This window comes from Aquimarina spongiae, assembly GCF_900141785.1.
GTDB classification, from domain to species: domain Bacteria; phylum Bacteroidota; class Bacteroidia; order Flavobacteriales; family Flavobacteriaceae; genus Aquimarina; species Aquimarina spongiae.
Genome location: NZ_FQYP01000002.1, coordinates 18,650 through 31,013, shown reverse-complemented (window position 1 = coordinate 31,013; position 12,364 = coordinate 18,650). Strand labels below are relative to the sequence as shown.

Genomic DNA, 12,364 nt, shown 5'->3' with positions numbered 1-12,364 from the left:
TCAAATGCAAGTCGTTACAAATGTTGATGCTATATTATGGTCTAAAGTTAAACAAGGAGATTTAGAAGCCTTTAACTCGCTTTATGATAAATATATTGATACGTTGTATGCATTTGGGACACAACATACCAACGACAAAGATCATGTTATGGATTGTATCCATGATTTGTTTGTGGATATCTACAAGTATAGAAAGAAATTATCTGATGTTGATAATGTGAAATTCTACCTTTTTAAATCTTTAAAACGTAAGATTAATAAAAAGTTCAAGTCTAAAATCAAACTTTTTTCGGCAGATGAGAATAGAAAAGAAATAGTATCTATGAATAGTTCTGTCGAAGAATCTATTATACAATCTGAAAAATCTGCAGAAATCAGTGCTAAACTTTCTTTGGCCTTAACCTCCCTATCTAGTAGGCAAAGAGAAGGATTGTCCCTCAAATTTGATGAAAAAAAGTCTTACGAAGAAATAGCTGCTATCCTTGGGATTTCTATCGAATCTGTAAGAACTCTTATCTACAGAGCAGTAAAAAAACTCCGAAGTGAAATAGAAGTATAGCCAGTCAAAAAAATAATATTAGATTTTTGTCTATGTTTTTTGATATGAGTGCTTTAGTATGTAGAAGATCAATTCGTTATGTATCAGAATGGTGAGTTGCGTCGAATAAAAAGTGTGTTGATAAAGAAATATTGTAATTATATAATATCATAAAGATGTTAACGGAAAAAGAAAAGGAATTTTTAAAATCTAGGATAAATACCTCCATTGTTGAACATAATCGCAAAAGGAAAAAGAGGAAGGTTACCTATTTTTTTGGTATGGCGGCGGCAATGATTTCAGTGTTATTGCTGTCGATAGTCTACCAGAATAAATTCACAAAGACTTCGAAAATCAAAAATTATGTGGATGCCAATAAGGTAAATTTGATTCAAGAAGGAGATGTGAAACTTGTATTACACGATAATAAAGAAATCAATATCCAGGAAAAAGAATCTAATATTGAATATTCTAGTACTGGGGATCAAGTGAATATCAATAGTTCAGAGAAGGTAGCACAAGTAGCCAAAGAAAGTTACAATACGATATTGGTGCCTTATGGGAAAAGAACAAAACTTACCTTATCAGATGGAACCAAAGTATGGTTGAACTCTGGGTCAAAGCTTACATATCCGGTGGCATTTGTTGGGAATAAAAGAGAAGTACACTTGACAGGAGAAGCGATTTTTGATGTTAGACATAACCAGAAAAAACCGTTTTATGTATTGACTAATGATTATGATATTAAGGTTTTAGGAACAGTGTTTAACGTAAGTAGTTATGAGGATGATTCCTATACTAGTACAGCTCTAGAACGTGGAAGCGTGGAAATCAAATACACTTCAAATTCTATTTTTGGAAATTCTAAAATAAAAATCAAGCCGGGAACATTAGCGGTGTATAGCCATAGAAACAAAACGATAAGGAGCAGTAATGTAGATGTTGCAAAATATATGTCCTGGAGAGATGGGAAGTTCATTTTCAAAAAAGAACGACTTTCAGGAATTGTAAAAAAACTATCCAGATTCTATAATGTACAGATTGTTATCAATGACGAGGATCTTAAGAATGAAACTTTCTCTGGTCATTTGGATTTAAAAGATAGTATAGAGAAAGTGATCGAAATTATTAAGGAAACCACTGATTTAAAATATGAAAAAGAGAACGGTAAAATTGTAATTAACTAAACAGAAAATATATGAAATAACAGAACCACCACCTCCATTTTATTTACTTCATAAAAAAGTCAGAAAATGCGGCAACATTTTCTGACCAGAGTCATCTCGTATTGCGTAAAGCAATACTTAACGCATAAAAAACAAAATTATGAATAAAAAAGCTAACTGTCACTCTTTTTTATCCAAAAAGAAGACATACAATTTTTTATTAACCATTATGAGGGTTTTTATTTTATTCTTGTGTCTGGGGCTATCGAGTGCATACGCATATAACTCTTACTCACAAACAAAGCTTACTATTAACGTCGAAAACGCAACTTTGGAAGATCTGTTCGAGCAGATTCATTCTCAAAGTGAGTTTATATTTTTCTACAAAGACGACGTATTAAAAAAGGATCATAAAGTAACGCTTAATCTAAAAAGATCTACAGTAAACGAAATACTGGATAAGGCATTAACGCAAACAGGTCTGGTATACAAAGTTATTGATCGGCAAATTGTCATATCAAGGCAAAAAATTGAGCCAATTACGAAAACGTTTTCAGACGCACTTACTGTTCAAACTTCAATTTCTGGAACGGTAAGTACATCCGACGGATCTCCATTACCAGGAGTAAATGTATTGGTAAAAGGAACTTCGACAGGTACACAAACTGATTTTGATGGAAAGTATACGTTAGAAGTTTCTAGCGGTGATATTTTAGTCTTTTCATATATTGGTTTTGTAACCAAAGAACTAACATTTGCAGGTCAATCTTCAATGGATGTTACTTTGCTAGAAGATGCTAGCGAACTTAGTGAAGTAATCGTAACAGGATATACAACACAAAGTGCGAGAAGCATCACTGGATCTGTAACTATAGTAGAATCTGAGGCTATTGCAGCGACTACTCCTGCTAGTTTAGAGCAGGCGTTACAAGGACAAGCAGCGGGTGTTACTGTTGGTGTTGAAGGTGGACCAGGAGGAAACTCGGCAGTAAGAATTCGTGGATATGGTACTATTAATGGTAATGATCCATTATATGTAATCGACGGGGTACAAACAGGACAAGGTTTAAATGATTTAAACCCTAATGATATCAAATCCATTCAGGTTCTTAAAGATGCAGCAGCAGCTTCTATTTACGGTATTGGTGCTGCAAACGGTGTTATCGTAATTACGACAAAAAACGGAAACAAGAACAATAAAGTTTCTTTTAATTATAGTGCACTAACTGGTGTTGATTTTATTCCAGAATCTGTATTTCCGGAGTTTGCTACACCGCAACAAATTGCAGATGCACGCTGGCAAGCTCTATCAAATGATGGTTTGGCACTTTCTCATCCACAATATGGTACAGGACCTAATCCAGTACTTCCGGATTACATTCTTCCTGAAGGTTTTGTGGGAACACTTGATGAGAGTACGTATAGTTTTCCAAATAATAGAATTACTAGAGCAAATCAGGCAGGAACGGATTGGTTTGATGCATTTTTTGATACTGCCTTTGTACAACAACATAATATTTCTGCTACTGGAGGAGGAGAAAATTCGAAGTTGTACGTAGGACTTGGTTTATTAGATCAAGAAGGGGTAGGACGTGCGACTAGTTTTGAAAGATATAACCTTAGAGTAAACTCTGAATTTGATATTACTGATCGTCTTAGATTAGGAGAGTCGGTAAACGTATCGTATTCAGAACGAATCGGAATTATTGACCCTGTAGGGAGTTCAAGTAACCAGAATAATGAAGGACAAATTGCATCCTTATATCGTAGTAATCCTTTAATTCCTGTTTTTGATATTCAAGGAAATTATGCAGGTACAGCCGGTATTGGTGGAGTTGGTAATGCTTCTAACCCAATTGGACAAGCTGATCGAAATGCAGAAAACCCTACAGAAACTATTAGAGCCTTAGGTTCTATCTATGCAGAAGTAGACATTTTTGATGGGTTATCCTTAAAAACTACATTTACTGCAGATTTAACAGCTACTAAATTTTCATTCTTTAGACCTGTAGATTTTGAAAATTCTGCAGCGAGACAAGTAAACTTGTTAAGAGAAACATCTACAGATATTTTTAATACAAACTGGTACAATATTTTACAGTACAAAAAGATCTTTAATGGTGTACATAGTGTAGATGCTTTCGTAGGTACGGAATTTAAAAAGAACCGATTCGAACAATTCTTTGCGCAGGTAACAAATTTCTTACAGGATGATCCTGATTTTACCTTCATTAGCGCAGGTACAGGTGTGCAAACAGTAGGTAGTGGACAGTCAAAATCTTCTAGTTTTTCTGTCTTCGGAAAAGTAGATTATGCATATGACGATAAATATCTGGTAAGTGCTACTGTTCGTCAAGATCAGTCTTCACTTTTTGAAGGAGGTAATCAAGATGCTGTTTTCCCTGCATTTAGTTTAGGATGGAGATTATCAGGAGAGAATTTCCTTGAGGACTCTCCCATAGTTGATAATTTATTATTAAAGTTTAGCTGGGGACAAGTAGGAAACAACTCGATTCCTGCGTTTAGAGGAATCACGTCTTTTGCTTCGAACCTGAACTTTTATAACTATAATGGGAATACTGGATTTTTCTTATCTAATATAGGAGATCCAGATCTTACCTGGGAGACCACAACCACAACTAACATTGGTATTGCTGCTACGTTGTTCAACAATGCATTAAGTGTTGATTTAGACGTGTACGAAGCCGTAACCGAAGATATGTTATTGGCAGTACCAGTAGATCCTACTGTGTTTGGTAATACTATTGGTTCTATCTTTAGAAACTTTGGTCAGATGACGAATAGAGGATTTGATTTAGGAATTACGTACTCTAGTAATCCCGAAAGAGCTTTTACGTATTCGGTAGGTCTTAACGTTTCTCACTATAAGAATGAAGTGGATTTCTTGGATGAGAGCAACTTGGATCAAGTAATTGCAAATCCGAATTTAGGATCGCAGACTAGATTCGAAACGACCAATACATTAGCAGGTGAGCCTATTTCTTCTTTTGTTGGATTTACTTGGGAAGGAATAGACCCAAATACAGGTAGAGCTATTATTACGGGAGATGCCAGAGATATTATCGGAAGCCCGCATCCTGATTTCACTTACGGAATCAATTTCGATGCTACGTATAAGAATTTCGACTTATCGATGCTTTTCCAAGGATCTCAAGGAAATGATATTTATAATCTAACTAGATTCTGGACAGATTTCTCAAATTTTGAAGGAGCTAGAAGTTTAGATTATATTAGAAACTCATGGTCTCCAACAAATCCAGGAGGTACTTTACCTGCATTTACGCTTAGTGCAGATGAGTCTGTAGGATCATCCTACTATATCGAAGATGGATCTTATGTAAGATTAAAAAACATAGCCGTTGGATATACCTTGGGAGATGCAATTAGTGAAAAATTGAAGTTAGATAAGATTAGATTTTTCTTACAAGGAAAGAACCTGATTACGATTACTGATTATTCTGGTTTAGATCCTGAGATCAATTTATCAAACTACACCAACCAACAACAAGCCAACCTGGAAATCGGAGTTGATAGAGGAGCATACCCAGTTTCACGTTCAGTAAACCTGGGAGTAAACGTTTCATTTTAAAAAAAATAGCAATGATTAAGATATATAAACTTTCGAAAATCAGAACAATCAAAGTAATGACTGTTTTGTTACTTGCTGGTACGATATTCCAGGCTTGTAAAGACGAGTTAGAAATCCCGTTGCAAGGTCAGTTGAGTGAAGATGTAATTGTGTTTGATAGTAGTTGGGTAAGTTCACAATTAACAGCAGCTTATGGAATGTTGGATCTTAATGTTTCAACGTCTGACCCATGGCGATCAGACCCTTCGCACTGGATTTACGGAGAGGTATCATCAGATAATGCATACAAGGGTAGTGATCCTGGAGATCAGCCTATTATTGATAATATTGAGGCATATAGAGCTTTAGCTACGGAAAACAGTTATTATGGTTTTTTATGGAATGCTATTTTTGAAGGAGTAGCAAGAAGTAATGAAGCAATCCGTGGAGCTCAAACAGGTTTAGAACGTGGAGAGCTAACTGCGGCTGAAGCTGCACAGTTTGAAGCAGAAGGTAGGTTCCTTAGAGCACATTACCATTTTGAAGCTAAAAAGATTTGGGGTAAAATTCCTTATATCGATGAAACGATAACAGAATCTCAGACTAACGAAAATGTAGATTCTTGGGCATTAATCGAAGCCGATTTTCAGTATGCTATAGATAATCTTCCTGAAACGTCAAGATTTGTTGGAGCAGCAAATAGCTGGACAGCCACTGCTTATTTGGCTAAGGCCCATATGTACCAATTAGATTATGCTGCGGCAAGTCCAATATTGGATAATGTTATCAATGGAGGTCCGTATAGTCTGACGATGAAATATTCTGATAATTTTAATGCAGCGACAAAAAACTCTAGTGAATCTATATTTGCGGTACAACATACGGTTAGTGATGGAGCTGCAAATGATGATAATGGTACTTGGGGACAAGCACTTAATTTTCCTCAAGGAGCACCAGTAGGTACTACAGGAGGAGCTTGTTGTGGTTTCTTCCAACCATCACAAAATTTGGTGAATGCCTATAAGACCGATGCTTCTGGATTACCATTGTTGGATACATTTAATGATGTTGATGTAACCAATGATGATGGAATTCCTGCAGAAGATCCTTTTACACCATTCACAGGTGAATTGGATCCAAGATTAGATTGGAAAGTAGGTCGAAGAGGAATAGATTTTAATGGTTGGGGAATTATGCCAGGACAATCCTGGATTCGAAACCCGGCCAATGGAGGACCGTACTTACAAAAAGTTTCGGTATTTAGAGCTAGCCAGTTTAACGATCCTTCTATTGATGCACCAAGTGCATGGGCTCCTGCTGTAAGTGCGATTAACACCAATATTATTCGTTTTGCTGAAATTCTTTTATGGAGAGCAGAGATCATGGCTGCTAATGGTGAGGGTGATCTTGGAGCAGCACTAGTGGATAGAGTAAGAATGCGTGCGGCCAATCCAGAAGATTTTGTAAGAACGTTGGATGTAGACGGTAACCCAACCGCAACACCAGCTGCTAATTATGTAATTAGTACTTATGGAACCTTTACAGATCAAGCACAAGCAATACGAGCTGTAGCACACGAGTACAGAATTGAAACTGCACTCGAAGGACATAGATTCTTTGATTTAGTAAGACGCGGCGAAGCCGTCAATACAATTAATACCTACCTTGCTGTTGAAGGCACCAAGCGTACGCATCTTAGTGGAGTAACCTTTCCCGCAAGAAGTGTTGTATATCCAATTGCACAAAGTGTAATTGATGTGAGCGGTGGTGTTATCATGCAAAACGATGGATATTAAATTGTTTTTAGTTTGAATTGTTTTCTAAAAAACAGTATGTTATGCATACTGTTTTTTTGCTTCTTTAAATAAAAGAAAATGACATTGAGATATTTGAAAATCCTGATTATAGGGCTGATTTTAGGGAGTTGTACAAAAGAAGAAATATCTTTTGATGAGAAAATTTTCGAAAGGTTAACCCCAAAAACGACAGGTATTGAATTTAGTAACATCCTTACCGAGACTGATTCTCTAAACTATTTTACCTACTCATACTTGTATATGGGTGGAGGAGTAGCTGTTGGAGATATCAATAACGATGGACTAAAAGATTTGTATTTTACAGGAAATCAGGTGGCTAATGCATTATATCTCAATAAAGGAGATCTTACTTTTGAAGATATTACAACAACTGCCAAAGTTTCAGGAGACGACAGATGGTATACAGGGGTTACTATGGTAGATATCAATAATGATGGTTATCTAGATATTTATTGTTCAGTAGGAGGTAAGTTTGAACCAAAATACAATCAACTATTTATCAATAATAAGGACAATACTTTTTCAGAAAGAGCTGAAGAATATGGTATTGCTGATATAGGGAACAGTGTGCAGGCTACGTTTTTTGATTACGACAAGGACGGGGATCTGGATCTGTATGTAGCCAATTATCCTCCTACCAGCTTTAATGCTCCTAATTTCTATTATGCATTCAAAATGCGAACATTAAAAGATCATGAATCTGATCATTTGTACCGTAACGATGGTGATAAATTTGTAGATGTAACCAAGGAAGCCAATGTGAGGAGTTTTGGGTTAACCCTTAGCGCAACTATAGGAGATTTAAACAATGATAGTTGGCCAGATATTTACGTGTCTAACGATTTTAGTACGCCAGACTATTTATACATCAACAATCAAGACGGTACATTTAGAGAAGTCGTAAAAGAAGCTACTTCGCAAACCGCTTTTTTTGGTATGGGAGCAGATATCGCAGATTTCAACAATGATGGAAATCTGGATATTTTTCAGGTGGACATGGATGCGCAATCCAATAGGAGGAAAAAAGCCAACATGGCCAGTATGAATCCTAGTTTGTTTTGGAGTACCGTAAATTCAGGCTTTCATTATCAATACATGCATAACTGTCTACAACAAAACACCGGAATTATTAAAGATGGTGTTCCTCAATTTACAAATGTGTCCAGAATAACAGGAACCTCTTCTACAGATTGGAGCTGGGGGCCATTATTTGCAGATTTCAATAACGACGGTTACAAAGACCTGTTTGTTTCTAACGGGACAAGACGAGAAATAAACAATAATGACTATTTTAAGAAAATTGATCGATTATCGGCCGATAGTGATAGTTTATTACAAAAAAGCCTAAAAATACCTTCAGAAAGAATAGATAACTTCATGTATCGCAATACAGGAGATTACAATTTTGAAATGATCAATAAAGAATGGGGTATTGAATACGAAGGTTTTTCAAATGGAGTGGTCTATGCAGATCTGGATAACGATGGAGATCTGGAAATTGTGACCAATAATATTGACGATCACGCTTCTGTTTTTGAAAATAAAAGCGCACAGCTTCATAATTATCTTACGGTTCGATTCAAAGGAGATCAAAATAACACATTTGGATTGGGAGCCAGAGTTTATGTCACTATAGCAGATCAAACTCAAATGCAGGAATTGACACTTACTCGTGGATTTCAATCTTCGGTAGCTCCCGAAATGCATTTTGGAATCGGTTCAGAGACTGCAATAGAAGAAGTTAAAGTGGTATGGCCAGACGGTAAATCACAAGATCTTAAAGGAGTTTCTGGAAATCAGATACTCACTTTAGCATATGCAGATGCTGTTCAAAATGACTCCTCAGAAGGTGAAAGACAAACATTGTTCTCTTCTTTAGCAGAAACCTCATTTCCGGCACACAAACACAAAGAAAACTCCTATGATGATTTTAAAATACAAGTGCTACTACCACATAGAATGTCTCGTTTTGGCCCTGCATTAGCGGTTGGAGATCTTAATAATGATGGATTAGAAGACTATTTTGTAGGAGGAGCTTCTGGAGTTGCAGGAAGTGTGTATTTGCAAGAAGAGACGGGTTTTAAAAAGTTAGAGACAGATAGTTTTGAAGCGGATAAGAAAAGCGAAGATACTGGAGCCCTTGTTTTTGATATAGATCAGGATGGAGATAAAGATTTGTATGTGGTAAGTGGTGGATATGAGTTTGCTCCAGATGCCGTACAATTACAGGATCGGATTTATATCAATGATGGTAAAGGAAATTTATCCAAAGCAGAAGAAGGTACCTTACCTCAAATGTTAACCAGTGGATCTCGTGTGTATAACCTAGATTTTGATAAAGACGGACAAGAAGATATTTTGGTGCTGGGTAGACAGGTGCCATGGCATTACCCAAGCCCTGCAAATAGCTACTTGTTACGAAACGTGAGTAGCGATGGGGTTCCAAAATTTGAAGATGTTACTCAAAAAATGGCGAAGGAACTAACAGGACTGGGGATGGCAACCAGTGCAGTAGTTACAGATATAGACAATGATGATTGGCCAGACCTGATTATTGTGGGAGAATGGATGCCAGTACGGGTTTTTAAGAACACGAAAGCAGGATTCGAAGAAAGGACAGAACAATTAGGGTTGGGCGATGATACTACCGGTTGGTGGTGGAGTATAGCAGAGGGAGATTTTGATAATGACGGAGATATGGACTATATCTTAGGAAATAATGGACTCAATTATAAATACCAGGCCACCGAAGATGAAACCTTTGATATTTATGTGAATGATTTTGATAAAAATAATTCTTCAGATATCGTATTGAGTTATTTTAATGACGGGAAGCAGTTTCCCGTTAGGGGGAGACAATGTTCTTCAGAGCAAATCCCAGGGATAGAATATAAGTTCAAAGACTACAAAAGTTTCTCTGAAGCAACGTTGGTTGAAGTATATACCAAAAAGTCCTTGGATTCTTCTTTGCATTATCAGGTTAAGTCTTTTGCAAGTATTTATATTGAAAATAAAGATGGAACCGAATTTAAGGTACATGTGCTACCTGTAGAAGCGCAATTGTCTTCAATCAATCAGGTTTTGGTGAAGGATTTTGATAAAGATGGAAATATGGATGCAGTAGTTGCAGGAAACCTATATGCTTCTGAAGTAGAAACCCCGAGAAATGATGCGGGTTATGGTTTGTTCCTAAAAGGAAACGGAATGGGCGGTTTTGATCCCATTTCAGCTTCAGAGAGCGGATTATTCATTTCTGGAGATGTAAAGGATATGGCGCTAATTTCTAACAAAAAGACTGAGTATATCATATCGGCAAAGAACAATGATTACCTTCAATTTGTAGAAGTTAAAACCGAAAATTAAAACTGAGCGTAGCTTTTCAACAAATCATAATCTTTTGTCAAAATTTCAAAAGATCTGTTGTTTTATGTGTTTGTTAACGACTTATATTATTGATTATTAGTAAATTGTAGTAAAAGCAGTCACATGAAAAAAGTATTACTCTATTTTTTGTTATTCGCAGGTATGACCTTGGTATACCCCAACCTTCCTGAAAGCACAAATCCTATAAAGGTAAACAATGAAGTGTTTTCTGTAGAAGTTGCTCCCGCTATTACATCAGGTTTGATTACAATCAAAACCAATTTGGATGTAAAAGGACCTCTCCAGATCAAAATTATGGACAAAGGAGGACTAGTTAGACTAGAGAAAAAGTTACACTTAGAACGAGATATCGATGTGTCTGGCCTTAGGAAAGGGCACTATCTGGTAGAAGTGTATACTGGTAATTATGTCGCAATTGGAAGATTTTATAAAGGACAGGACGCTATAAATAACAAATAAATAGCTCTATCTTTCTAAAAAACCATCAGCTTCCCAGTCTAGAATGACATCAATAGTTTCTTGTGGTAACCTTCCTGCAGGAGGCATTACGTTATTTACACTATTAGAAACCATTCTTAATACCAGATCTCTGTTTACTCCGATAATGGTTTCATCATAATTTCTCATTGGGAAAGGAGCACCTTGAGCCAATGGAATAGTATGACATTCTAAACAGTGTTCATCGATGATCGCCTTTACATCCGCATCATAGGTAGTTATTTTATTTGGATTAGGATTTACATCCGGATCTGGTCCTGCATCTGGATCAGAATCATCACTACCACCGCAACTTGCAAGTATAAGCAATAAGCTGAAAAGTAAAAATTTTGAACATATAGTTTTCATAGCGTGGGGTTTTTCTCTGAAATATACAAAAGATTCAAGAATTACCTATATAACGGGAAATATACAGCTAAATTATAGTTCAATTTTAACGTTATATTCCTTCAGTAATTCCAAATGTGACTCGTATTCAAATTCTGAAGCTTTAAAACGCCCTCGTCTTACTTTGGCATCTTCCTTTCTGATAATACTTCTTACAAAACGTCGTACGGCGGTTTTATTCTCTAATATTAAACCAGGTACCGCCACACTTTTTCCGGCATTGTCTTTGGCTACCATCGTAAAGTAACTAGAGTTGCAATGTTTGATTTTACCCGTTTGTATATTTTCAGCTTCAACCCGCACTCCAACCACCATAGAGGTTGTACCAACATGATTTACAGAAGCTTTTAAGGTTACTAGTTCTCCTACTTCTACCGGTTTCAGGAAATCTACTTTATCCACGCTAGCTGTTACACAATAAGTTTCAGAATGTTTGGAAGCGCATGCAAAGGCAATTTGATCCATTAACGAAAGAATATAACCTCCGTGTATTTTTCCACTAAAATTAGAATGGGAGGGAAGCATGAGTTCAGAAATCAGTACTCTGGAATCTTTATTGGTTTTATATTTTTTCATAGCAAGTTATTTATTTCTGAAATGTGGAGAGATTTCTTCTACTACGTCTACAATAAAATATTTGGTGTCGCCCAACCAGGAGATGGTTGCAAATCGTTCTTTGTAGGTAAGTTTTACATAACGTCCTTGAAATTTCTGAAGCTTTTTGATCACTTCCTTGTCACTATCTTCTACAGAGAAACTAAAAATTTGCGCTCCTGATATTCCCTGACTGATTTCGCCTTCCCAGGTTTTAAAAACAACACCCTTGTTGCTAAATTTAATAAGCTCGCCACTGCGTGTTCCTTTGCTATAAGTGGTATAATATACGGTAGCATACCAACCCGCAAATAGCAGCAAAATAACAGCAATAATTATGGCTAGTATTTTTTTCATCTATTTGAAAATTTTTATTTTCTGGTGATAAAAC

9 protein-coding genes are annotated in these 12,364 nt (G+C 36.3%); 6 read left to right on the top strand and 3 right to left on the bottom strand.

All coding sequences use genetic code 11. From position 1 onward, the window contains the following. The first annotated feature begins 4 nt into the window (after positions 1-4). The 6 genes from BUE24_RS04755 to BUE24_RS04725 all read left to right on the top strand — a co-directional run bounded on the left by BUE24_RS04755 (position 5) and on the right by BUE24_RS04725 (position 10,953). Positions 5-559: an RNA polymerase sigma factor gene (locus BUE24_RS04755; RefSeq protein ID WP_073314529.1), complete on the top strand. Its 555-nt coding sequence runs from the start codon at positions 5-7 to the stop codon at positions 557-559. Between the two features lie 155 nt (positions 560-714). Beyond that, positions 715-1,725, top strand: coding sequence for a FecR family protein (locus BUE24_RS04750; protein WP_073314527.1), 1,011 nt, complete (start codon positions 715-717; stop codon positions 1,723-1,725). 139 nt (positions 1,726-1,864) lie between these two features. Next, positions 1,865-5,314 carry a TonB-dependent receptor gene (locus tag BUE24_RS04740; RefSeq protein ID WP_084549407.1) on the top strand — a complete coding sequence of 1,150 codons (3,450 nt, stop codon included), beginning with the start codon at positions 1,865-1,867 and terminating at the stop codon, positions 5,312-5,314. 11 nt (positions 5,315-5,325) lie between these two features. Beyond that, the gene (locus tag BUE24_RS04735; protein WP_244548121.1) at positions 5,326-7,089 is read left to right on the top strand and encodes a RagB/SusD family nutrient uptake outer membrane protein; all 1,764 of its coding nucleotides are present in this window, start codon (positions 5,326-5,328) and stop codon (positions 7,087-7,089) included. Positions 7,090-7,167: 78 nt separating this feature from the next. After that, positions 7,168-10,473, top strand: a complete 3,306-nt coding sequence (locus tag BUE24_RS04730; RefSeq protein ID WP_073314525.1) for a VCBS repeat-containing protein — start codon at positions 7,168-7,170, stop codon at positions 10,471-10,473. A gap of 123 nt (positions 10,474-10,596) precedes the next feature. Beyond that, complete coding sequence (locus tag BUE24_RS04725) at positions 10,597-10,953, top strand: T9SS type A sorting domain-containing protein (RefSeq protein ID WP_073314523.1); 357 nt, start codon at positions 10,597-10,599, stop codon at positions 10,951-10,953. A gap of 6 nt (positions 10,954-10,959) precedes the next feature. Here the strand turns inward: BUE24_RS04725 and BUE24_RS04720 are convergent, their stop codons facing one another. The 3 genes from BUE24_RS04720 to BUE24_RS04710 all read right to left on the bottom strand — a co-directional run bounded on the left by BUE24_RS04720 (position 10,960) and on the right by BUE24_RS04710 (position 12,330). Further along, on the bottom strand, positions 10,960-11,340 hold the full coding sequence (locus tag BUE24_RS04720; RefSeq protein WP_073314521.1) for a c-type cytochrome: 381 nt from the start codon (positions 11,338-11,340) through the stop codon (positions 10,960-10,962). Positions 11,341-11,412: 72 nt separating this feature from the next. After that, the gene (locus BUE24_RS04715) at positions 11,413-11,955 is read right to left on the bottom strand and encodes an acyl-CoA thioesterase (RefSeq protein WP_073314519.1); all 543 of its coding nucleotides are present in this window, start codon (positions 11,953-11,955) and stop codon (positions 11,413-11,415) included. A 6-nt stretch (positions 11,956-11,961) separates the two neighbouring features. Beyond that, complete coding sequence (locus BUE24_RS04710) at positions 11,962-12,330, bottom strand: 6-phosphogluconate dehydrogenase (RefSeq protein ID WP_073314517.1); 369 nt, start codon at positions 12,328-12,330, stop codon at positions 11,962-11,964. Positions 12,331-12,364 lie beyond the last annotated feature (34 nt).

Excerpts from the sequence above, each read along its gene's own strand:
- BUE24_RS04740 (WP_084549407.1), top strand. The coding sequence starts at position 1,865 with ATGAATAAAAAAGCTAACTGTCACTCTTTTTTATCCAAAAAGAAGACA.
- BUE24_RS04730 (WP_073314525.1), top strand. The coding sequence starts at position 7,168 with ATGACATTGAGATATTTGAAAATCCTGATTATAGGGCTGATTTTAGGG.
- BUE24_RS04720 (WP_073314521.1), bottom strand. The coding sequence starts at position 11,340 with ATGAAAACTATATGTTCAAAATTTTTACTTTTCAGCTTATTGCTTATA.
- BUE24_RS04715 (WP_073314519.1), bottom strand. The coding sequence starts at position 11,955 with ATGAAAAAATATAAAACCAATAAAGATTCCAGAGTACTGATTTCTGAA.
- BUE24_RS04735 (WP_244548121.1), top strand. The coding sequence starts at position 5,326 with ATGATTAAGATATATAAACTTTCGAAAATCAGAACAATCAAAGTAATG.
- BUE24_RS04750 (WP_073314527.1), top strand. The coding sequence starts at position 715 with ATGTTAACGGAAAAAGAAAAGGAATTTTTAAAATCTAGGATAAATACC.
- BUE24_RS04725 (WP_073314523.1), top strand. The coding sequence starts at position 10,597 with ATGAAAAAAGTATTACTCTATTTTTTGTTATTCGCAGGTATGACCTTG.
- BUE24_RS04755 (WP_073314529.1), top strand. The coding sequence starts at position 5 with ATGCAAGTCGTTACAAATGTTGATGCTATATTATGGTCTAAAGTTAAA.
- BUE24_RS04710 (WP_073314517.1), bottom strand. The coding sequence starts at position 12,330 with ATGAAAAAAATACTAGCCATAATTATTGCTGTTATTTTGCTGCTATTT.